This window comes from Shimia litoralis, assembly GCF_005518135.1.
GTDB lineage: Bacteria > Pseudomonadota > Alphaproteobacteria > Rhodobacterales > Rhodobacteraceae > Shimia_E > Shimia_E litoralis.
Genome location: NZ_SULI01000023.1, coordinates 1 through 23136 on the forward strand (window position 1 = coordinate 1; position 23136 = coordinate 23136).

A 23136-nucleotide genomic window follows, 5' to 3' on the forward strand; every position below is an offset into this window, starting at 1 on the left:
TGTCGCCTTCGAACGAAAGGTGGCTTAAACGAGCACTTGGGGCGGCACTAAAACGCGACAGGTCCACACCGACCTCCCGCGCCTGATGGACATCAAAGATCGCCATGATGCGTGGCTCTTGCTGGACGAGGCCCATTCCTATGGGGTGCTTGGTAAAACCGGGCGTGGTCTATGCGAGCATTTCAACGTGGACCCAAAACGTATCGAGCTGACAATCGGTACCCTCTCCAAGAGCTTTGCCTCTTCTGGCGGGTTCATTGCCGCCGACACAAATGTCATTGAATGGCTCCGGTTCACACTGCCCGGATTTGTGTATTCGGTCGGGTTGTCGCCCGCCACAGTGGCCAGCGCCCACAAAGCCTTGGACATCTTGCGCGCCGAGCCCCAGCGTGTCACCAAATTACGCAGCAACTCGTGCCATTTTCTTGACGCTGCCAAAGCGGCAAACCTGAACACGGGCATGGCCGTTGGCGAGGCCGTGGTCCCCATCTTGTTTTCGTCGCCCGAAGAATGCATGTTCGTCGCCGAAACCCTTATGGCGCAGGGAATTTATGCCCCTCCAGTCATCCATGTCGGCATCCCCAAAGACTTGCCGCGCATCCGGTTTTTCATATCAGCAGCGCATTCCATTGCAGATCTAGATCGTGTGGTCGTGGCAGTGGCGCATGCGGCACAGCTGTTTCAGACGCAACACGCAAGGCTAAGTGCTGAATGAGTTTTTTCGCGCTGACATCTTTACGCGGCAGCTACATAGCGGTCATTTTTGCGCTCTTACTGAGCGCTCCGGTGGATTTGTACGCGGGACCGGATTTGTCATTGCAGTCTTCGACACCAAGTCGGTCTTTGCCAAAGGCACGGTCGGATTTCCCAACACCGCAAGACAGTGATCAAGTTTTCTATGTGCAACGCAGCATGAATGCCAACACCGTTGTGTACAAAGTCAACTTTGCATCTGACGGGACCTTATCTTCGAACCGCCCCATGAGCGCCTATTGGAGGCGGTTCAACACGACGGGCGCGGTAAAGTCGCTGTCGTTTCTCGAAAAATCTTTCGCCTACGGTGTCAGCACCCATCCGAATGTCGATGGGAAAACTCATTCGGTGAAATTCGCAGCCCTGCCAAAACTGTCTGTGACCCTGCGCCAAAGCGACAAACACAAGGCCGCACTGTGGGCCAATATCAACAATCAGGAATATCGTATGATTTCCGCGTTTCTGGACCTTGACGAAAGTGGGTTATTCCCCAAAGTCGTCCGCCTGAGACTTTACACATCCGAGCCCAATACGGGCTTATTCGTAACACATCTAGTATCCGTATCCGGTGGAGACATCCGCAAATGACGACCAAGACCCCAATCCGCACTGCAATTGTCGGAGTAGGCAACTGCGCCAGCTCGCTTATTCAAGGCGTATCGTATTGCCGCGCTCTTGGCGATCAGGCCGTCGGGGTCAGCTTTCCCGAACTCGCGGGCTATACCCCATCTGACGTAGAGCTTGTTGCAGGGTTCGATGTGGATGCCCGCAAAGTGGGGCTGTCTCTGGCCGAAGCCGCGTTTGCGCCCCCCAACTGTACCGAAGTGTTTCACAAGGATGTCTCAGAGCAGACTGCACTTGTGCATCGCGGTCCTGATTTGGATGGGGTTGCGGCGCATATGTTGTCAAAACCCGAAGATCGCAGTTTCCGACTTTCTGATGCGCCGGCACTGACCAAAGACGAGATTGTCGCCGTGCTGCGTGAAGCGGGCACCCAGGTCATGATCGTGTTCTTGCCGGTTGGATCTCAAAAAGCCGTTGAGTTTTATGCCGAGTGCGCCATCGAAGCAGGCGTTGCGCTTGTGAATGGCATTCCCGTTTTCATCGCATCCAATCCGGTGTGGGCGGCCAAGTTTAAGGCCGCAGGCGTTCCGTGTCTTGGTGACGACTTCAAGGCCCAGCTCGGCGCGACGATCGTCCACCGCACGTTGGCCAATCTGGCCGACATGCGCGGCGTTCAGATCGACAGGACATATCAACTTAATATCGGGGGAAATACCGATTTCCTGAACATGTCAGAGCAAGACCGCCTTGCCAGCAAGCGCGAATCCAAAACCGAGGCCGTGCAGGCCGCTATGGAAAACCGGTTGGACACATCAGACATTCGCATTGGCCCGTCTGACTATGTGCCTTGGCTGAATGACCACAAAGTTGCCTATGTGCGGCTAGAAGGTCGGCTGTTCGGTGGTGCGCGCACCAATATCGAGCTTCGCCTTGATGTCGAAGACAGTCCGAATGCCGCCGCTGAGGCCCTTGCAGGCATCCGGCTCGCGCGTATTGCGCTTGATCGCGGATTGTCAGGGTCTGTCGATGCCGCCAGCGCCTTTTTGTTCAAGCACCCGCCTGTGCAATTTGAAGACACCGACGCGCATGACATGGTGCTCGCGTTTGCGAATGGAGACGAGGCCACAGCCTGATGTCTGCGGCCTTTGTGACAGGCGGCTCGAGCGGCATTGGCCTTGAAGCGGCGCGCCAATTGGCCAGTGCGGGTCATGACGTGGCATTGTTTGCCCGCGATCCGGATAAATTGCTCGCCGCGCGCAACAGCATTCTGAACGACGCTCCGTCTCGGCGTATCGAAATCTTTCCTGTGGATGTCAGCGAGCGTGACACCATGCTTGCGGCCATTGATCGGGCGCTGGACATATTTGGCGCGCCCCAAATGGCGATCGCCAGCGCAGGTATCGCCGAACCGGGATTGTTCACAGAACAGTCGCTGGCGCTGCACGAAGAACACATGGCGGTCAATTATTTCGGCAGCCTATATTTCACGCGCGCGGTGAGCGATGCCATGATCACGGCGGGCGGTGGCAAGATTGGGCTGATATCATCTGGCGCAGCCTTTTTTGGAATTTATGGCTATGGCGCATATGCGCCTTCAAAATTTGCCCTGCGTGGCCTCGCCGAAGTTCTGCATCTTGAATTGGGCCACAAGGGCATCGGCATCACGCTATGTTATCCACCAGACACGGATACGCCACAACTGGCCGCCGAAAACCGCACCAAACCCGTGGCGACCCAAAAGATCACCAAAGGCGGAGGGCTGTGGAGTGCTCAAGACGTCGCGGCGGCATTGATTGAGGGCATGAACAAGGACAAATTCGTGGTCACGCCGGGTTTCCAAATCGGGGCGTTGCATCGTCTGACCAGCCTGATTGCCCCGGCGTTGCGTTGGCATCAAAAACGGATCATTCGCAAGGAAGAGCCATGACAGGCCTAAGTGTATATCAACTTGCCTTGGCGGCATTGGTCCTTCTGGCCGCTGCTTATGTGCTGATCGGTTCTGTGTTTTTGATTCCGGGCAAAAAGGACGTCGCACGCGATCTGTTTCAGGCAATCCTGTCGATGACGATCGTCGCAGGGACTTTGATGGCCGTGTTTGTGATCGGGGATTGGGCATTGGTGCCGTTCTTTTTGTTGCTCGCAGCGCGCACGGGTTTTGAGGCCGCCGCAATTCGCTTTGATACGAAACAGGCGCTCATCGCAGCAGGCATCTCCGCCATCTGCACAGCCAGCGTTCTGATTTGGCCAATGTTGACCTATGGCGTACTGGGGGTATGGTGCCTTCTGTTTGCACGTATTGTCGCGGTACCCGGGGCAAAGGACACATCGATCTGGAGATGGTCCGAGCTCTTCGTCTATCCAATTCTTCCCATGGCTCTTTTGGCGTGGGCCGGACTGGACGACACCCTAAGACCCTTAATGCTGGTCGCATATATTCTCATCGAAACCTTTGACAGTTACGCCTATGTGGCGGGTAAATTGGTCGGGCGTACCAAGGCGTTTCCAGTCCTGAGCCCGCGCAAAACCGTAGAGGGCCTTTTGGGGGGCGCGGTCATTCTGATGCTGACCGCGGCCATTGTGGCGGCTTTTGCGGATATGCCAATCGTAACGGCCATGACGCTCGCCCTGATCACCGGGGCACTTGGCGTGATCGGAGACCTTGCCGCGTCGCGCCTAAAACGTGCGGCTGGGGTCAAAGATTTCCCCATTGTGTTGCCCAAACAAGGCGGATTGCTCGATATTGCTGACAGTTGGATTGCCGGCGGTGGCGGATTGGCGGCGCTATTTTTAGTGTGGACCATGGTGTGACGGGCTTGCCTCCGGCACGAATGGATCACACAATCGCTTTATGATCCGCTTTGGCCCCATCGTAGCGCTGCTTGGAACGCCTATTTTGGCGCGTTTGTTGCTGCTGTTGGGGCTGGTCGTCGCAATTTTTCTGGCCGACAGTTTTACGTCGCTGCTGGAAGGTATCATGCGCTATGGCGGAGACCCAAAACATCTTGCGCTCTTGCTGATGCTGAAATCCCCCGAAATCGTCGATATGGCCTTGGCCATTGGCATGCTGATTGCGGTGTACTTCGCCCTCCTAGAGGCTCGTAATTCCGGCGAGTTGATAATCTTGGCCACTGCCGGAGTACGCTGGTCTCGCATCGTCGGGTTTGTCTTACTGGTTGGCGTTCTCGGCGGTGTCGTTTCATTCGCCACCGCAGGTTATGTCCTCCCCAAAGCGCGCTTTGCCCAGCGCATCGTCTTGGCAGAGCTGCGCAAAGATTATGTCTTGGATACCGTCACCCGCTCGGGACCGCGTCGCGATCAACACTCAATCAAAGGGACGTCCTTTATTGCCACCCCACCAAAGGATGACAGCCAAGAGCGCGGCCAACTGTTTATCTTTCAACCTCAGCCAGACGGATCGTGGCGGGCGGGGCAGTCGCGCAACTGGCACATCGTCGGGCCAGATGACACAGGGACGCATCGTATCCGGCTCAAGGCGCTCAAGGCATACGAAAGCCCGGCACGTGCTGCAGATGGCAAGTTTCGTCCCATCAGCGCGTTTCAAGTATCTGACGCGGATTTCGAATTTCGCCTAGATGACATTGCACCACCGCCGGATCAACGACGCTCTAAGGCGGAACAAATACTGGATCTTGCCCCCGAGAATGAAAAACGCATGGCCAGCGTTCTGGCGCGGGCACAGTTGGTGCCAGCGGCAGCTCTTTTGGCGGTGATTGCTGTCCTAACTTCGGGCGCTGGAATCATGCGATATTTGACGCTGCCCATCGCGGCAATAACCGTCATGGTCTATGACGTTCTGGGGCGTGCAATCCTAATGGATTTGATTGGCACGGCGCCACCGGTTTTGCTGGGGGGTTCCGCCGTTGTTGTCTATCTCGTGCCACTCTTGGGTTATATCGCGCTGCGCGGCGAAGCCCTCATGGTACCCGTAAAGGCCAAGTCATGACGGCGCGTATGTACACAGGGATCGCGGCGCGCGGCATCGTCTGGGCAAATCTGCGGGCCATTGCTTTTACCATGTTTGTGCTATTGATCGTGGCTCTTGCGATTGACCTCGCAGCCGAGCTTGATGGCATACGCGGATCACAGATGGCCAAGGAAGCAGGGCTTGCCAGTATTCTTCCGCGGTACATCATGTTTCGCGCCACAGATATTGTGACACGGCTATTTCCGCTGGCCTGTTTGATTGGCCCGTTCGTTGCACAGCTTTTGCGGCATCAACGCATGGAGGACATTATCCTTGGTGCAGCAGGGGTATCGCCTCGTCTGACATACAGCGCATTGCTGGTGGTCGGTCTCGCAGCAGGCGGTGTTCAGGTCGCGTTTGAAGGCTGGTTGCGCCCTGCGGCGGTCTTTGCCCAAGTCGATCTGCAACAAGGCAGCTATGCCCGCCGTTTCCACAGAGGGGATATCGGGCTACGTTGGTTCGTCGACGAAAACCGCGCCTTACGCGCGAGTGTGGTGCGGACCGATCCGCCAGAATTGCGGCGCATACAGTTGTTTGAAGGCATCTCAACCGAAAGCGTTGACACGATCACCATCGCACCCCTTGCCACACTATCGCAAGACACCCAAAGCTGGGTCCTACATGATGCAACGGTGTGGCAGAGCACCGAAAACGCGCTCTTACGCCCCACCGAGCACAAGACCCTCAACCTTGACTTTCCCGTGTCGGCGCAAAGCCTTCGGTACTTCGATATTCCGGGATTTTACATTCCAGACACCGCTTTACGCACCATTGCCGCACACGCGCAATCGCGGGCGGCGGCTGATGCTAAAACGGCGGTCGTGCGCCGCTATGCAGCGCTGTTCCTGCCAGGAATATTTGTGTTTCTCGGTGCGACGCTGGCTCAGGCTGGGTTTCAAGGTCGGCAAATTTCTGCGTGGCGCCTCTTGATACTAGGCACAATCGGATATCTGAGCGTCGTCTCTATCAAGGTGTTTTGGGCACTCGGAGAATTTGACCGCGTCAGCCCAGTCGCCGCCAGCTTTGTCCCACTCGCAGCCGCATCTGCCTTGGCGATTGTGATGCAGCTGCGAATTACAGGGTTCTTGCGTCTGCCGAAAATGCGCAGCTAGCTCTGCGCATCATTCTTAAGGATTTGCGGCCAGACCGTATTGATCGCCCGCTGAAACATCGGTTCATCATCCATTTCTGTCCACGCAAGATCATCAATCCGTGCGAGCGCGATGTCCACGTTCCGCGCCATGTGCACCACTGCGGACTCATAATCCGCCTTTGGTTGCTCTGCGAACACCTCGTGTGCAGCATCGATCAGTTTGGCGACATCGCCTTGGGTGAAACAGCTGACGCCGACAAGCTCGCCAAAGTGCGGGCCTGCGTGCGCCTGAATATCTTTGGACATTGTTTCAAATACCGGCGTGCCATTGCGCCCCACCCGAGACCAGATATAGACCTCGTCTGTCGCGAGCGTTTCGCCAGACACCACAATCGTCGACACCTCAGGCTGAATAGGAGCCAATGTGCGTGCCTCATAGATGATATCGGATTCCAGCAAGGCCACACTTCCGCTAAGTCCATCCATCCCGCGCAACATCGACAACAGGCTTCCGGTGGTGTCAAAATCAGGATTGTGGATCAACTCGACACCTTGCACCCCCGCAAAACAGGACCGGTACTGGTCATCAAGGTGGCCGGTTACAATACGAATACGCGGAACACCGCAGGCTTGCAAAAGATTGACCGATCTTTGAACCAGCCCAGTTCCACCAATTTCCAGCAATCCCTTTGGGGTCATCGTGCCACGCGGGCCCATGCGAATACCCCGTCCAGCCGCCATAATCAGCGCGTTTTCAACAGACATTTTTTCAATAAATCCAAAACTACTCGAAACTTGGGGGGACCCTATGATAGGACAGATCAACGCGCAAGCGAGCAGGTGCCGCACCAGTTTACGAGGCAAGACAGCACATGAAAATTGTTCAGGTCAGCCCATATGCCATGACCAGACCCGGAGGGGTGCAAACTCATATTCGCGATCTGGCAACGTGGTTCGAAACCGCGGGGCACGAGGTGCGAATTGTCGCCCCGCCCGGGTCGCAAGACGGCGGTGATATTCTGGAAATTGGGCGGTTTCGCACCATGTCCATGCATGGCACCCAATTCGAAATCACGCGCGCCTCTGGAACCGATTTGCAAGCCTCCGAGGATAGCCTTGCAAGCTGGGGAGCCGAGGTGGTGCATCTTCATACGCCGTGGACGCCGATGCTACCTTGGCAGGTGTGGAAACGGTTAAACCTGCCCACGGTCGCGACATTTCATGCCACGCTGCCCGACGCAAAAGGCATTGATCCGATGGCGTGGTTTTTGCGGCGCGCCGCCCGCTATTTCAACAAACGCCTGCAGGGCATTGTGGTGCCATCGACCGCCCCCCAAGCCCAATGGAAGGCCCTTGGGGCCACGCCCGTGCCCGATGTTCTGGCTCCGACGCTGGATTTATCGGCATGGCGTGACGCCGGAACACAGGCCCCTCAACAGGATGGTTTGCACGTCGTGTACATGGGGCGCCTAGAAGAACGTAAAGGCGTGCATGTCCTTCTGGAGGCGTGGCAAACCATTGCCGCACTTCTGCCGTCTGCCACGCTGACCATTGCTGGGCACGGGCCACAAGAAGACGCTTTGCGCAACGCCGCCGCTGACATGGGTCTTAAGCATGTGGAATTCATTACACCGCCGTCTTTCTCGGAGGCGCGGCGTCTGGTGGCATCTGCGGATATTTTCGCAGCCCCTGCGTTGTATGGTGAAAGCTTTGGCCTTGTTCTGATCGAGGCAATGGCGGCAGGGACCCTTCCGGTCGCAGCAGCAAATGCGGGATTTTCCACTGTGATGACCGACCTTGGCCAACATCTATTGGTCCCTCCGGGTGACGCCACTGCGCTTGCCGAGAAGATCGTCGAGATCGCATGCGATCATGCGCTGCGACAATCCCTGTTGGGGTGGGCTGCAAAGCGCGCCAATGACTTTGATGTGACGTCGGTCGGCCCACAATATCTGGACCTGTACCAAAAGGCGTTATCGCTCAAAACGTGACGGCACAGGAAATGACGTCTTTAGCCAATTGCGCACCATCTTTTCGACACGCGGGTTCGGGTTATGTTCAAAACTGTCATTCAGTGTGGCCACAAAGGGGTCCCGCCATTTAAGCAATTGCAGCTGCCACCATGTCCATGGCGCAAAGTTTTCGAGCGATGCATAGCCACCTACGGCCTTGGCCTCGGCCTGTGTTCCTGCAACGGCTTCGCCTTGTTCCACCGCATAGTGAGGATACAGGTATTCCGACGGCACATTGGTGCCAGATCGAAAGCGTGACGCACGGGTGTCTGTAATTTCTGGCGAAAACCGTTCGACCATGTCTGCAAATGCAGCCTTGTGAAACAATCGGGGACCGTGAATCGTATATTGGCGCGGGCGGTCAGCAAACTCGCGCGCCAGTGCTGCATTGGCCGTGCCCATTGCCAAATTCCACGGGCTGTCTTTGGCGGTGTCCAATTCATCAAGTCTGCGTGTTTTTGCTGCCTTAAACAGCGACAAAGGCATTCCCGACCGATGAAGCGCATCTAGCAATCCACGGCGCCGGATCAACATATCGTCCTCAAGATACAAGAATGTCTCGCTGAGGTCGGGGAGCAGATGCAGGTGGCTGACAATTGCAAAAGAATTGTACGTTGGCAAAATCGCGGGGTCCATAATCTCGTCATGATGCACAAGTCTCAGATCGGGGTGATCCTGACGCATCCAGTCGGGCACCTGAGGTCGACAACTCAGCAAATACACCCGCCGAAATTCCGGTAGATTTTCTTCGACAGAGCGCAAGGCATATTTCAACAGATCCAGATTGTCGCGCGTGCGATTGGGGTTGGTATCACGCACATCATCCATGTACCCCTGCATCGTGTCGGCATAGCCGTCAAACCGGTCATCCACCCACGTAAATACGATATCCATCTGCGCGCTGGTCATAGCCACCTGAACCTCTTGTTGAGATAGGAGGATAATCTCGCCTGTTTCACGTCGACGCAAGGGGCTTCTCGTATTGCAAAACATGCCCAAAATATGCCAGCTTGCGCCAGATCGCAGGCCAGATATTCGCGATCACAAAAAGGAATAAGTTACGTGCATACCGGCGACCTTGTCATTTCGGCAGATTTCGGAACATCCGGTGTGAAAATCGGTGTCGTAGATGACACGCTGACCCTTCTCAAACGTGCCACAGCCACCTATCCTCTGGACCTTGCCCCCGGTGGGCATGCCGAACAAACACCCGATGATTGGTGGGCCGCCTTTGCCCGCGGGCTGGCCGACCTGCGCAAGGACATTCCGGATCTGCATGACCGCGCAGGGGCTATCGTCATAAGCTCGCAAATGTGTGGCCTCGTGTGTGTCGATGAAGCAGGCCATGCCTTGCGACCCTGCCTCACGTGGTTGGACAAACGCGCCGCCACCATCGGCCAAGACCTGATTGGTGGTTTTCCATCGGTGCTTGGCTATCAGGTTGGCAAGTTGGCGCGCTGGTTGCGCATTGCCAACGGGGCCCCCGCCAAAAACGGGATGGACCCGACAGCCAAGATGGCGTGGATTGCGAAACACGAACCTGAAATTTTTGCGCGCACCCGCTGGTTTTTGGACGTCAAAGACTGGATTTTGCACCGTGCCACCGGGCGTTTCACCACAAGCGCGGAAAGCGCAAATATGACATGGTTGTTGGACAGTCGTTCGGGGCGTCAGGGTTGGTCTTCGACACTGACCAAGATGACCAACCTGCCGATTGAAAAGCTTCCCGAAATAGTAGACGCCGACGAAGTGCTGGGAACCCTAACCCCGCAAGCTGCTGCCGAACTGGGCCTCAACAGCGCCCTGCCTGTATTGGGTGGCACATCTGACGTCACCGCCGCCGCACTTGGCTCAGGTGAGGTTGAGGATGGCGCCCTACACATTAGCGCCGCCACCAGTGTCTGGATCTCCGGATTTATGCCAGGCCGGATTTTGAACGTGCCCAGTTCCTATGCCACCATCTCGAGCGGCCTGGGGTATCGCCCCCTTTTGATCGCCTCACAAGAAAATGCCGGGTCAGCCATGGAATGGGCTGTGCGCGTGAGTGGTGGCACGACATCTGGCGAATCTCTGGCAGGCGCATTTGATGACATGGGCGCGCCCGTGCCGGACGATCCATATTTCCTGCCTTGGTTGGCTGGCGAACGCGTTCCGGTCGACAATGATGCGCTGCGCGGGGTATTTCACGGTTTGGGGTTGCACCACGACGCCAGGGCGCTGCGACGCGCGGCTGTTGAAGGCGTCGCCATGAATATCCGATGGTCCTATTCACGCGTGATCCGCGAAAAAGCTGTGCGCACCGACGGCCCCATCAGCATGGTCGGGGGGGTGGCAGGAAATGCCGCCTTTGCCCAAACTGTCGCCGACACCCTGAACCGGCCGGTTCGTGTCGGCGAAACCCGCCACGCCGGCGTATTGGGCACCGCCACATTGGCCGCCCCCACCATGGGATGGGCCGACACCGCATTTGAAGCTGCTGCAAGATTGCGCGCCCACAGCTCTGCGCTTTATACGCCCGACCCGACCCGCGTAGAGCAACTGGAAGCGCGCTATCAGAAGCTGGACAAAATCAGAAAAGACATCTTGCGCAGCTATCGCCATTAACGCCACACAAGGAATGCCGCCATGATTGATGGCCTCATCAAATCCAAAATCGATCCAATTTGGGAAGCGATGGCCACACCATTGGTCAAGGCGCGATGGTCTCCTAATCAGGTGACGGCCTTTGGTTTGTTTTTGATAGTAGCCGTGTCATTAGCCTATCTTTGGCACGGCTCCGAAATCATCTATGGGCTGACGCTCTCTGTATCCTTTGCGTTCGATGCGCTTGACGGCGCTGTGGCCCGCCGCCGCGGTATGCAAAGCAAGGCAGGCGGATATTTTGACGCCATGGTCGATCGGTATCAAGAGCTCGCTGTGCTTGCGACATTGGCCTATGTACACGATGCATGGCCGCTTGCTCTGGCCGCGTTTTCAGGCAGCGTTATGACAAGTTACGCCAAGGCCCGTACAGCCATCGAAATGCCCGTGAGCAACGACAATTGGCCCGATTTTTTTGAGCGTCTAGAGCGCGTGATCTTTCTGTGCCTAATGCTGTTGATCGCTGGCAGCATGTCCGCCAGCACCGGCTGGATCGTGTCAGCGGGGCTGGCCATATTTGCACTGCTGTCACATTTCACCGCGTTGCAGCGGTTCCGCCGCGCCACCCAGATGCTGCGTGCCTTGGATCAAGAGGCCCGTAAATGACGCCGGATGGCCGAATATGTATCGACATGGAACGTCAGCAGATAAATCAAGAACGATGATAATAGCATCGGCTCTGTCCAAACATAGAGCTGGTAAAGCGGATCATAGAACGCGCCAGTGTCAAAATTCTTGAGCACAAACAGCCCAAGATACGAAACACCCAGCACAATCGGCATCCACACAAAACGCCTGCGAAAGCGCGCCATTCGCACAGAAATCACAACACTCCCATTGGGGTATCGGGAAATTCCACGCGACAGCAGTTCCCCAACCACGACGACAAATGCTTGCGAGAAAAAGAACAAATAGCTGCCCGTCATGTGCATACCGCCATGACGATAGTGGCTTAGGATGTACATTCCTATCGCAGCGAGGCCCTGCAAAGTGATCAACAGGCACGCCAGCACAACAGCACGCTTTAACCCACCAAAGCCTTGACCACTCTGACGGCGTAAATCGAGCAGCAGCCCAAGGGCGATGCCAATAATTCCAAGAAACAACAGCGGCGCGCTGATCGCCATCCAGCCTGCGAATGGTTCACCGATAATAGGATCAGAAATTGCCTTGCTGATTGTCGGCGGCTGCCTGAGAACAAAATCGGGATGACGCATATTAAATTGCGCGCGTGACCAATAGATCAGCACATTAACGACCACGACGACAAAGCCCGTGAACGCAATAGCCATGCCCAAAAGCGCGACCTCTGCGCGACGCGACGCCGACATCTCAGCCGACCTCATGCGCAGTCGGGAGCAGATATTTTTCGTCCGAGATGATTTTGCCACCAGCCATTTTTATCAAGCGGTCACATTTGTGAAACTGGTGGTCGTCATGGGTAATTGCAATCACCAACTGCCCACCTGCTGCAAGCTCGGGAACCAACACGTCATAGAAAAAGGCGCGGTTGGCGGGATCCTGATCTGCGGCAAATTCATCAAGAATGATAATCGGGCGCTGCTCTGCCAAGGCAACGGCCAATGCCAGCCGCCGCTTTTGACCGGCAGACAAGGACAGTGTGGAAAACTTGTTTTCCTGCATCGTGACACGATCTGACAGGTTCAGCGCCTTGATTCGCATATCAAGGCGCTCCATTTCTTCCGCCGTCATGCCAAAGGTGCGGTCAAACAGGTGGAAATCGCTAAAGACCCCGCAGAACAGTTCGCGGTATCCGTGGCGCATGTCGTTTGACATGATTTCCCCGTCCACAAGGATGTCGCCTTTGTCGGGGTTACGCAGCCCTGTGATCAACCCCATCAATGTGGTTTTGCCAGAGCCATTACCGCCACAAACAAACACGGTTTCACCCGGTTTAAACGACAAGTTGATAGGCCCGATCTCAAACGCTTCAGACGCCGGCCGTCCTGGTTCGGAGATACGCGCGGATACGTCCCGCATTTCAATGGATGAGAACCCAGCACGAGGCGCCACATCCCGTTGCGTGACCTGTGCGGCGGCTTCGTAGAGGTCCGCTTCGACATTCTGGATACGGAAATAGGCATTTTCCGCACGCGACATGCTGGGCAAAGCGCCAAACAATTGTTCAATCGGACCACTGGTCAGAAAAATGACGGTCAAGATTTGAAACATCACATCTATCCCGCCTCCTGGCAGGATTGGCACCACAATCACCACATAACATAACAGCAGAATAACGGCGCTTTGACCCACGGCCGTGCTCTTGGCATACAAACGTTCCGAAACGTTGGCATAGGTGCTGACCTTGCGGATCACATCCATGGTTTCCGCCTCAAGCGCGGCGCTGCGGCTCCGACGCAGGCGCAATTCTTTCCATCCTGCCAACATGTCACGAACGCGGTTGGAGAATTCAGCTCCTGCCGCAGAGGCCTTGTACATCGCCGCGCGCGCAGGCCGATCAAACAACATATACCCAAGCGTGCCCAAAGCCATCGCCACAAACGTCGCAACGCCCGCCGTCCAGCTAATCCAAAAGATGTAAGGCGTGATGATCAGCACGATAACCACTGCTTCGATGGTTTCGATCACATTGATGATCGCGCCAGACACCTGTCCAACCTCTTCGGTCATCGCCACATGAACCCGTCCATGCGGGTTGGTTAACAGAAAGTCGATATTGGCCCGCAACAGGTTTCGCGTCATCCGCTGGCGCATGCTTTCTTTGACGCGAATGATCAACGCATGCATGCGAATCCGAGAAATATAGCCAATGACAAGCATGGAAATCGCACAAAACAGCAGCATTGCAACAGGCCATCCGAGGCCTTGGTCAGCAGTACGTGCCGTTTCGTTGATCCCGAACATCATACCCGAGCGCGCAAAGCTGCTGAGGAAGGTCAACAGGATAATGGGATCCGTCAGAACATTGCTCGTCCCCAAAAGATAGCGCAACACCGTGACACGCCGCTCGATCAGCTTACGAAATCCCTTTTCATCGGGTGATGTAATTTTCGGTGGTGTTGTCACTGCGCGATACTCTTGAATTTCTTGGGCAAACTAGCGGGTTACGGACAAGTTCGCCAGTCACCTATTTGTCGGATGACGTGCATTTCCATCGTGACGCATAGTGCCGGATCGCAATTGTGTTGTTGCGATCTTCCAGCGCGCCCGTTCCCCGATTTAGATTTGCCAACGCCGTGCGCTTGAACTCTGCATAATTGCGTTTTGGCAAAAAACTTAGCCCCTTTGTCGGCACGACGTGCTTTGGCACCTGACACAAAGCACTTGTGCGCACGTCGTCCGCCAAGAACCCGGCGCGGGGCGTATCCTGAAAGTCAGTCATGTCATGCAAATCAAAAAATCGGGGACGCATCACATAGCTCATCACACCTTGGATGATATCAATTTCTCTTGGCGTGCGCAGGCGTGATCCACGGATTGGTGCAGGTGCCAGCATCATAAGATTTGACCAAATGGTCGTGGGCCGATCCACCAGATCATCGGGCACATCCCACCCCGCCATCGTCAGCGCCACATCGGGCGTTTTCGCCAGTTGCCTTTCATAGGTTTCCACCAAATCCCGCGGATAAATTCTGTCATCATCCGCAACCAGAATGGCTTGGTCTGGTGCGACCTCGGTCAGCGTTGGAATGAGTTTGGTTGCAGGGCCCCAGTCTTCACAACGTCTGATGGTGACACCCGCCAGATTTTCAAGATATGGCGGCACTTCATAAGCACAGTCTTCGCGTTTGGAATACAGCGGTACATTGATGAAAATTTGTGACGGCGGCAGAGTTTGATCCAAAAGGCTTTTGAGCGCGGTATCCATCATGCCAATTCGGCTTGGGATCGTTGTCATGCTGACGATGATGTCGGATTTCTTCGCGCGGGCCTGCCATCTGGCATCCCATTCTTTCAGAGGATGGCGCGAAAGACGCCATTCGCGCCAAATATCGACAATCAGGCGCTCGCCTTCAAATACGTGATGCACCCAAAGCCCGATCCCTGCGAGACCAAGCAGACCAAAGATTATCCAGACCATCGCGCAGTTGCTCCTTGCTTGACGTGGCTTTATCAGCCCACATCGAAGCTGTCACGCCAACATAGTGAAACGGCTGGAAAGCCTATACAAACCTGTGATTAACTGATGCATATTTTCTGCAAGGCGGAGTCCCCGGGATGTCCACAAAACCGGTCACATTTGTAAGTGGCGCCAACGCAGGCTTCTGGCGCGCACTCTATCAATTGTTGCGCGCAGCAGAACGCCAAAAGTGGACACAGCTTGGGGATTGGCACGTCTTTGACCTTGGCCTTGCACCAGAACAACGCGTACGCCTTGAGGCCAGATTTGGGTGGGTGACATTTCACGATTTCGATTTTGATGCCTATCCGCCGCATTACCAACCCGAGCAAGGGTCATATGCGTGGAAACCTGCGCTGATTCAGAAAATGGCAGACACCACACGCGGCCCATTGATTTGGCTGGACAGCGCCACCATTCCCAAATCGTCGCCCGCCGAGATGCTGGACCATATCCATGCGCACGGCACGTATTTTTTGAATGGTCAGGCCAGCTTGGCCGAACGATGCGATCCAGATGTATTGGATCATCTTGGTATCCCGCAAGATGTGCGCGCCATGCGCGAATGTGTGGCGACCATCGCGGGCTTTGACACGTCACGGCCTGATGTATACGCTCTTATCGCGAAATGGGCGGGCTTAGCAGAAAGCCCCGAGCTTATTCATCCAAAGCCTGCAAAGATTGCACGTCACATGCATGATCAGGCGCTGCTCAGTGCGCTGGTTCTGCCAAAAGTGATGCAAGGCGACATAGTCTTGCCACACGAAGACATCGACATCTCGTCAGGCATGCCCATTCAATTCATGAGCACCCGCAACAAGGTCTCACCGGATACGCCCGTATGGGCCGATCCATTTGTGCGCGCCTACTACTGGGCATATAAGACGCTGGATCAATGGGCGCACCGACGACAGCACGCCAACCCCGATCAAGGCTCGGCACCCTGACCAGAAAAGTGGCTTAGCCTTCGTTAAGAAAGCGCGTAATCAGGCGCCCGACATCCTCACGATGAGAGTACATCAACAGATGTCCCGCCGGGTACACTTTGAGACGTGCATCAGGCAATTGTGACGCCAACAGCATTTGGTTTGCGATAGGGATAAGCGCATCAAGCGCCCCTGCAATGATCTGTGTGGGCTGCTTAAGTTTGTGCAGCCAAGGCAAGCTGGTCCAACCGCAAATTGCCCGCACCTGACCATAATACCCCTCGCGCGACGGGGCGATGGCCAGCTTGGCATATTCCTTGAACATTTCCGGTTGCAGGATGGCTTCGCCACCATACATCCACGGACCAATCATATTCCCATAGGCCTTGTTGGCGTATCGAAGCGGAAAGAAAATCTCTGACAACGCAATGGGAGAACCCCACCAGCTTCCTAATCCGCCAGCCGAGGCGATCGACAGAATCAGCTTGCGACACCGGTCTGGATGATCGTGCGCCAATTGCTGGGCCAAGCTGCCACCCCAAGAAATCCCCAAGACGTCATACTGATCATGCCCGAGACGTTCCATGATCTGGGCCGGAAATCGTGCGTATTCCGGAATAGTCAGGCCGTTCTCTGGAATTTCAGACCGTCCCACACCGGGAACATCAAAGGCCACGATCGTGCGATCGGGAAATTGTTCAATCAGAGGATACAGAATTTCGACGGCTTGCCCCAAACCATTGCAAATCAGCAATGGTGGCTCAGACGTCTTTCCAGCGCGGCAATAAACCCGAATGGCCAACCCTTCGATGGTTTCCGTATGAAAAACCCCATCGTGCTGACCTGTGCCATGTTCAGACACCGCAGACGCGGCCATCAAAACAACCGCCCGTCTTGCGCCACATCTTCAACGACATATGTCCCCGGTGCATCAGCCAGCGGCGGATGCGTCTTGTTGCCCAATGATTTTGGCGCAGCGATCGTTTTCCCCGATCCGTTTTTGTCCAACCAAGCCAACCAGTGATCCCACCAGCTACCTTGAGTTTTTGTCGCTGACGCCTGCCATCCTGTGGCATCTGCACCTGCATCCCCGTCTGTCATAAAGCTGCGGCGGTTTTTGGCAGGATGGTTGATCACTGTGCCAGACACGTGCCCGCCGTCTGTCAGGACGAACTCGGAATCGCCGGATACCAACCCTTTGGCCACATAAGACGTTTCCCACGGCACAATGTGATCGCCCGTCGCGGCAAGGAAATAGCACGGCATCTTGATGTTGCGCGTATCCACAGGCTTGCCCAACAACGTCAGCGCCCCCGGCTCCTTCATCTTGTTGGCGACATAGATTTCTTCGATGTAATAGGTAAACCAAGCTGACGGCAGGTTCGATGTATCCGCATTCCAATGCAAAATATCAAAGGGCGGCGAATCTTGGCCTTTGAGGTAATTGTTGACCACAAAGTTCCATATAGAGTCATTTACGTGCAACATAGACATCGCCTGAGCGATATCACGCCCTGGCGCAACCTGCGCAGCCTTGAGGCGATTTTTGTACATTTCGATCTGTGGTGTATCGATGAACACCTCAAGCTGACCCGGATCAGAGGCGTCAATCATCGACGACAGGAACGTCGCAGAGGCCACTTTTTTGGCGAGTTTTTCAGGGAACACCGAGAGCGCTGCGAGCTGCATTGTGCCGCCATTACACCATGACAACATGTGAACATCGTCCGCTTTGGCAATCTCAGTGCAGGCCTCGAACGCGGCAATAATGCCTGTTTCAATATATTGATCCCAGCCGTAGTCGACCAATTCAGGACCCGGATTACGCCATGCGATAATATAGACGCTGTTCCCCTGCTCTAGCAGATAGCGCACCATCGATTTCTTTTCGTTGATGTCGAAAATATAGAATTTGTTGACGCAAGGCGGCACGATCAAAATTGGCGTCGCGTTCACCTTTGCGGTCATAGGTGTGTATTGAATAAGCTCGATCAACTCGTTGCGAAACACAACCGAACCGGGCGTCGTGGCAATATTTCCGCCCAATTCAAACGCGGATTCATCGCTGGTGGTGATATAGCCTTTTTCCAAGTCTCGCAGGACATTTTGAAAGCCATCAATCAGGCTTTGGCCGTTGGTTTCTTGTGCGCGTTTCAAAACTTCGGGGTTGGTTGTTGAAAAATTCGACGGGGCCATCGCATCGGCCGCCACACGCGCATAAAAGCTCAGCTTACGTTGCTCGTGTTCCGGTAACCCAGCAGAATCGGCCATGTCGGCAATTGCCTTGGCGGTTATTTCATAGGACTTGCGCAGGAACGGAAACACGCCTTCGTTCCATTCATCGCCGCGAAAACGCGGATCTTTGGACGGAGCAGGCTTGGCGTCATCGGATTGGGTCAGCCCCCCGAACCAAAGCTGGGCCAACTCGTTTTGATAGGCCATTCCGGCCTGCATCCACTCCACCGCAGCGGTTGGGGACATCGCAGCAAAGGCCGAGTACGCCGTTGACATCTGACGAGACAGATCCGCCAATTGGGCATGGTCTACATTCGAAAAAAACGGGTTGTTTTCTGAAACCTGTTTCCAAAAATCCAGATACTCGTTCGCAGACGACGTTGCCATATTCTATCCCTTTTTAGACTGACAGGCCCCTTTCGAGAGCCCTATCATCAAACCCAACGGGCACGACGTTTGAAACATTGCCACAACGATTGGCATTCAAACGCACAATTCCCCAGTGCGTGTTCTGACACGACATTCGGCACTAGCCCCCGGACATCGTCAGAAGGTTTAGTTTTGCAACGCCAACCTTGCTCAAATGTTTCCAAACATCGCAGGCCCATAATAATATGGCCCGCGACATGAAACTCTAGGTAAATTGCGACAAGAAGAGCCTATTCAACGGTGACAGACTTTGCCAAATTGCGTGGCTGATCGACGTCTGTGCCCTTTAGAACCGCCACATGATAGGCCAGCAACTGTGCCACAATGGAATGAACAAACGGGGCCAGTTCCTCGCGCACCGCAGGCACGATCAACATGTGATCTCCGATACCTTTTGCCAAAACCGCCCCTTGGGGGTCTGTGATCAATGTCACTCTGGCCCCTCGCGCGATCACCTCTTGGACGTTCGAAATGGTTTTCTCAAACAGCGGCCCAGACGATGCAAAGACAATGACGGGCACATGTTCATCAATCAACGCAATGGGCCCGTGTTTGAGTTCCCCCGCCGCATAGCCTTCTGCATGGATATAGCTGATCTCTTTAAGTTTGAGTGCAGCCTCGAACGCAAGCGGCGCCAAAACACCGCGCCCCAAGAAAAGAGTATCTCTGGCACTGACCATCGTCGCCGCAACCTGTTGCACCATCGGCTCAAGGCTTAGGGTTTCGCTGACAAGGCGCGGCAGCGCGGCCATCGCCACGGCCAGACTTGTTTCCGCATCGGTGCCCACAAGCCCATTGTCTTTGCCGGCCTTTAACGCCAACGCGGCCAACAAAGCCAATTGCCCGACATACGCCTTGGTCGACGCCACACCAATTTCCGGTCCCGCCAAAATTTCAAGAACGTGATCTGCTTCCCGCGCGATCGAACTTGTGGGCACATTTACCACTGCTAACACGGCCCGCACACGACCTTTGACATGGCGTACCGCGGCCAACGTATCGGCGGTTTCCCCCGACTGACTGACAAAAATGGCCATATCATCATCGCGCAACGGCGTGCTGCGATATCTGAACTCGCTGGCGACATCCAATTCCACCGGAAGGTCGGCGAACTCCTCAAACCAGTACTTGGCGACGGACGCGGCATAATACGCGGTCCCGCAAGCCACCAGAACCACACGGCGCACGCCAGAAAAATCAACTTTATCGAGGTCACCGCTCAGGCGGCCCTTTTGCAGATCAATCAGCGATCCGAACACGCGTGCCAATGATGCAGGTTGCTCGTGAATTTCCTTGTGCATGAAATGCTTGTGCTCACCCTTATCGACCAGAACTTCGTCCAATTCGATACGGCGAACGTCCCGTTCTACCGGCTGAAAAAGGTGGTTATAAATTTGGACACTTTTGCGGCTCAGAACCGCGACGTCGCCTTCTTCCAAATAGGAAATCTGGTCTGTCAGCGGTGCTAGCGCCAGCGCATCAGACCCGACAAACATTTCACGCATCCCTGTTGCCTCGTCGCGGTCCCCGTATCCAACAACCAAGGGCGACCCTTTGCGTGCGCAAATCATCAGGTCATCTTGACCCTCAAACAAAAAACACAGCGCAAATGCGCCACGAATACGGTCCAATGTTTTCTGGACTGCCTCGAATGGATCATTCTGCCAAGCCATAAAGGAATTGCACAGTTGCGCGACGACCTCTGTATCGGTGTCCGACGTAAATATGACGCCGCTATCCATAAGTTCCTGACGCAGCTCTGCGTAGTTTTCGATAATTCCGTTATGGACAACCACAACCTTGCCCGCGCGATGCGGATGGGCATTGGCCTGATTTGGGGACCCATGTGTCGCCCAGCGGGTATGCGCAATGCCAGAACGGCCCGCCAAAGGTTGACGATCCAGCAAATCACCCAACGCGGCAATTTTCCCGACGGCCCGTCGGCGCGTCACCGCGCCTTCGCACAGTGTTGCGATCCCAGAGCTATCGTAGCCACGATATTCGAGACGCTGAAGTGTTTGTAACAAGTTTGGGGCAACATCTGATGCGCCGAGAATACCGACAATACCACACATAATTTCCACCCTCCAAAAAAGCGAAACTGCAATAACTCAAAAAGCAAATTTTAAAATATAGCGCAAAACGTGCCAGAAATTGGGCTCGTTTTCAAACTTTAAACACTTGGAGAGTAAGCGGACACGCGCCTGAAACAGGCCCATCAGACCCACGCGTAACTATTTGTTAATAGATTCCAGTGGGTTTCCGCCTTCAAAACCCAACATGACAATTGCCTATTTAAGAGGCTTTGTTTGGAAAAGACGCACCTTAAGCCCGCCATTTGCAATCGGTGCACCCGTTGGCAGAAACGGCAAACCGGTTGCTTTGGCCAACGACGACTCACTGGTGACAAGCCCAACCCGCCAACCAGAGAACCGCTCTAGCAGCGTTTTGCCAAGCGCCCCATACAGGCCATACAGCAGCTTTTTATTTCCAATCCGGGCCCCATATGGCGGATTGACCATCACCAACCCTTTTGGGCCTTCGGGCGGTTCAAGCTCGCTAATGCTACGCATCTGGAACTCTGTATAGGCCGCAACACCAGCACGTTCGGCATTGGCTTGGCTCATTTTGATGGCCCCGGCGTCTCGATCCGAGCCGTAGAACTTGATCGTCGGCGCGGACGTTGGCTTTGCGCTGCGCATCTCTTGCCAGACATCTGCATCAAACGTGGCCAGGTCTTGGAATGCAAAAGACCGTGTTCGCCCAGCGTTTAGTCCCAATGCGATCTCGGCCGCCTCAATGGGAAACGTTCCCGACCCGCACATCGGGTCCAGAATCGGCTCTGATCCATCAAACCCGCATTGACGCAGGAACATGGCGGCAAGGTTTTCACGCATAGGGGCCTTGTTCACCGCCTCTTTGTGGTCACGCTTGTGCAGGGACTCGCCTGAGGTATCCACGCTGAATGTACACAGATTATCGTCGATCCGCACCTTGAGCCGCACATCTGCTTGTTGCGATATAGGTGCCCCCAGCTCTTCGGTGATCGCCTTTTCGATGCGTTGCGCCGCGGCACCCGCATGATAAATTTTTGATTTTTTGCACGTGACTTCGACCTTCACTGGCAGGTCAGGCCGCAACACATCACCCCATGGAAATTTGCGCGACCGCTTATCCAACTGTGCAAGGTGGAACGCCCTGAATGACCCGATCCGCGCCAAAATGCGTGCGGCACCGCGCAACTCAAGATTGGCGCGCCATACATCAGGCCAACGCCCATGGATCGTGACACCGCCGCCTGTGGATTGCGCATCTTGAAAACCCTTTTCACGGGCCTCGGCGCACAGGGCATCTTCAAGGCCTGGGGCCGTTACAAGAAAAATTTCAAAGCTATCATCAGTCATCATCTGATCTCAGTAGACCGAAAGCCTGCAGTCTACGATAGCTATTCCAGCCTTTCGCGCATAAAGCACAAAAAAACAGGGCATTTGTACAATGCCCTGTTCTGTGTTCACATCGAAATCGCTGATTATGCGTCTTTGTGAATTTCCACTGTATGCGGGTATGGAATAGACACGCCATCGCGGTCAAAGGCCTCTTTGACGGCTTTTGTCATTCCAAACTTCAGCTCCCAATAATCCGCAGCGTCACACCACAGGCGCGCTGTAATATCGACAGAACTGTCGCCAAGGTTGGTGACACGCACCCATGGCTCCGGGTCTGTTTTAACACGCCCATCAGCAGCGGCCTGATCCAGAATGATCTGCATCGCACGGTCGGCATCATCCCCATAATCAATTCCAAACACCAAATCGACGCGGCGGGTTTCATGGTGCGAAAAGTTCGTAATCACCGCGCCCCACGCCTGACCGTTTGGCACAATGATTTGAACGTTGTCAGGTGTCACCAATTCGGTCACAAAAAGATTCAAGTCTTTGACTGTGCCCGATGTCCCGCCAATATCCACAAACTGACCCAGCTTATAAGGGCGGAACAAGATCAACATAAACCCGGCAGCCAGATCGCTAAGCGTCCCCTGAAGCGCCAGACCAATTGCCAGCGTTGCAGCCCCCATCATAGCGACCAGGGAGGTTGCCTCGATACCAAAGAGAGACAGCACCGCGACCAATACAATCAGCAAGATCACCCAGCGCACTATCGAGGCGGCAAAATTTCCCAGCGTGTTGTCAATTTCGGGGCGCGCGTTGACCCGCCGCCGGACAAAACCGCTCACAATACCTGCTACGGTCCAGCCCACCACCAACAGGATAAGCGCCTTGATCGCCGCCATCGCAAGTGGCCCTAACGCACCGACTTGTTGCACTACATCTTCCATCGTTCGCTCCTAGAAAACCTTTGAATAGTCATAGAAACAGCCTTGGCTACAATGCAAGACC

The 23136-nt window shown here is 55.0% G+C and carries 21 protein-coding genes; 11 read left to right on the forward strand and 10 right to left on the reverse strand.

All coding sequences use genetic code 11. The annotated features are described in order from the left end of the window. Positions 1 to 82 precede the first annotated feature (82 nt). From FAP39_RS14395 to FAP39_RS14425, 7 genes are read left to right on the forward strand one after another with little or no spacing between them, the layout of a single operon-like run. Positions 83 to 715 (forward strand): aminotransferase class I/II-fold pyridoxal phosphate-dependent enzyme, encoded by a 633-nt coding sequence (locus FAP39_RS14395; RefSeq protein WP_342777195.1) that lies wholly within the window; start codon positions 83 to 85, stop codon positions 713 to 715. After that, positions 712 to 1341 (forward strand): DUF4833 domain-containing protein, encoded by a 630-nt coding sequence (locus FAP39_RS14400; RefSeq protein ID WP_138017082.1) that lies wholly within the window; start codon positions 712 to 714, stop codon positions 1339 to 1341. Before FAP39_RS14395 ends, FAP39_RS14400 begins: the two co-directional genes overlap by 4 nt. Beyond that, positions 1338 to 2450, forward strand: a complete 1113-nt coding sequence (locus FAP39_RS14405; RefSeq protein WP_138017083.1) for an inositol-3-phosphate synthase — start codon at positions 1338 to 1340, stop codon at positions 2448 to 2450. Before FAP39_RS14400 ends, FAP39_RS14405 begins: the two co-directional genes overlap by 4 nt. After that, the gene (locus tag FAP39_RS14410; protein WP_138017084.1) at positions 2450 to 3244 is read left to right on the forward strand and encodes an SDR family oxidoreductase; all 795 of its coding nucleotides are present in this window, start codon (positions 2450 to 2452) and stop codon (positions 3242 to 3244) included. The genes FAP39_RS14405 and FAP39_RS14410 overlap by 1 nt, the downstream gene beginning before the upstream one ends. Further along, on the forward strand, positions 3241 to 4125 hold the full coding sequence (locus FAP39_RS14415) for a phosphatidate cytidylyltransferase (protein ID WP_138017085.1): 885 nt from the start codon (positions 3241 to 3243) through the stop codon (positions 4123 to 4125). The genes FAP39_RS14410 and FAP39_RS14415 overlap by 4 nt, the downstream gene beginning before the upstream one ends. Before the next feature lie 40 nt (positions 4126 to 4165). Further along, complete coding sequence (locus FAP39_RS14420; RefSeq protein WP_138017086.1) at positions 4166 to 5281, forward strand: LptF/LptG family permease; 1116 nt, start codon at positions 4166 to 4168, stop codon at positions 5279 to 5281. Beyond that, positions 5278 to 6414: an LptF/LptG family permease gene (locus FAP39_RS14425; RefSeq protein WP_138017087.1), complete on the forward strand. Its 1137-nt coding sequence runs from the start codon at positions 5278 to 5280 to the stop codon at positions 6412 to 6414. The genes FAP39_RS14420 and FAP39_RS14425 overlap by 4 nt, the downstream gene beginning before the upstream one ends. Here FAP39_RS14425 and FAP39_RS14430 read toward each other — a convergent pair. After that, on the reverse strand, positions 6411 to 7160 hold the full coding sequence (locus tag FAP39_RS14430) for a phosphocholine cytidylyltransferase family protein (protein ID WP_138017088.1): 750 nt from the start codon (positions 7158 to 7160) through the stop codon (positions 6411 to 6413). The two genes, FAP39_RS14425 and FAP39_RS14430, sit on opposite strands and share 4 nt — an antisense overlap. Before the next feature lie 107 nt (positions 7161 to 7267). Between FAP39_RS14430 and FAP39_RS14435 the strand changes: the two genes are divergently transcribed. After that, positions 7268 to 8386 carry a glycosyltransferase family 4 protein gene (locus tag FAP39_RS14435; RefSeq protein WP_138017089.1) on the forward strand — a complete coding sequence of 373 codons (1119 nt, stop codon included), beginning with the start codon at positions 7268 to 7270 and terminating at the stop codon, positions 8384 to 8386. Here the strand turns inward: FAP39_RS14435 and FAP39_RS14440 are convergent. Then, on the reverse strand, positions 8369 to 9316 hold the full coding sequence (locus FAP39_RS14440; protein ID WP_246059179.1) for a stealth conserved region 3 domain-containing protein: 948 nt from the start codon (positions 9314 to 9316) through the stop codon (positions 8369 to 8371). The genes FAP39_RS14435 and FAP39_RS14440 overlap by 18 nt on opposite strands. Before the next feature lie 153 nt (positions 9317 to 9469). Between FAP39_RS14440 and FAP39_RS14445 the strand changes: the two genes are divergently transcribed. Together FAP39_RS14445 and FAP39_RS14450 are read left to right on the forward strand one after the other, a co-directional pair. Beyond that, entirely contained in the window at positions 9470 to 11011 is a 1542-nt protein-coding gene (locus FAP39_RS14445; protein ID WP_171006877.1) for a xylulokinase, read from the forward strand. A gap of 21 nt (positions 11012 to 11032) precedes the next feature. After that, positions 11033 to 11653: a CDP-alcohol phosphatidyltransferase family protein gene (locus FAP39_RS14450; protein WP_138017092.1), complete on the forward strand. Its 621-nt coding sequence runs from the start codon at positions 11033 to 11035 to the stop codon at positions 11651 to 11653. On the opposite strand, the gene FAP39_RS14455 is transcribed toward FAP39_RS14450, so the two are convergent. The 3 genes from FAP39_RS14455 to FAP39_RS14465 form a co-directional block, all read right to left on the reverse strand. Further along, positions 11635 to 12378: a hypothetical protein gene (locus FAP39_RS14455; RefSeq protein WP_171006878.1), complete on the reverse strand. Its 744-nt coding sequence runs from the start codon at positions 12376 to 12378 to the stop codon at positions 11635 to 11637. The two genes, FAP39_RS14450 and FAP39_RS14455, sit on opposite strands and share 19 nt — an antisense overlap. A 1-nt stretch (position 12379) precedes the next feature. After that, entirely contained in the window at positions 12380 to 14095 is a 1716-nt protein-coding gene (locus FAP39_RS14460) for a cyclic peptide export ABC transporter (protein ID WP_171006879.1), read from the reverse strand. Positions 14096 to 14156: 61 nt separating this feature from the next. Then, positions 14157 to 15110: a hypothetical protein gene (locus FAP39_RS14465; protein WP_138017095.1), complete on the reverse strand. Its 954-nt coding sequence runs from the start codon at positions 15108 to 15110 to the stop codon at positions 14157 to 14159. Positions 15111 to 15247: 137 nt separating this feature from the next. On the opposite strand from FAP39_RS14465, the gene FAP39_RS14470 reads away from it, so the two are divergent. Continuing rightward, entirely contained in the window at positions 15248 to 16096 is an 849-nt protein-coding gene (locus FAP39_RS14470; protein ID WP_138017096.1) for a hypothetical protein, read from the forward strand. 13 nt (positions 16097 to 16109) lie between these two features. Here the strand turns inward: FAP39_RS14470 and FAP39_RS14475 are convergent, their stop codons facing one another. The 5 genes from FAP39_RS14475 to FAP39_RS14495 form a co-directional block, all read right to left on the reverse strand. Further along, entirely contained in the window at positions 16110 to 16952 is an 843-nt protein-coding gene (locus tag FAP39_RS14475; RefSeq protein WP_138017097.1) for an alpha/beta fold hydrolase, read from the reverse strand. Next, a complete protein-coding gene (locus FAP39_RS14480) occupies positions 16952 to 18697 on the reverse strand; it encodes a PHA/PHB synthase family protein (RefSeq protein ID WP_138017098.1) in 1746 nt (581 codons plus the stop codon). Before FAP39_RS14480 ends, FAP39_RS14475 begins: the two co-directional genes overlap by 1 nt. Before the next feature lie 272 nt (positions 18698 to 18969). Continuing rightward, positions 18970 to 20814, reverse strand: coding sequence for a glutamine--fructose-6-phosphate transaminase (isomerizing) (gene glmS / locus FAP39_RS14485; RefSeq protein WP_138017099.1), 1845 nt, complete (start codon positions 20812 to 20814; stop codon positions 18970 to 18972). A gap of 216 nt (positions 20815 to 21030) precedes the next feature. Continuing rightward, entirely contained in the window at positions 21031 to 22146 is a 1116-nt protein-coding gene (locus FAP39_RS14490; RefSeq protein ID WP_138017100.1) for a THUMP domain-containing class I SAM-dependent RNA methyltransferase, read from the reverse strand. Positions 22147 to 22268: 122 nt separating this feature from the next. Next, the gene (locus FAP39_RS14495) at positions 22269 to 23075 is read right to left on the reverse strand and encodes a mechanosensitive ion channel family protein (protein ID WP_138017101.1); all 807 of its coding nucleotides are present in this window, start codon (positions 23073 to 23075) and stop codon (positions 22269 to 22271) included. Between the last annotated feature and the right edge of the window lie 61 nt (positions 23076 to 23136).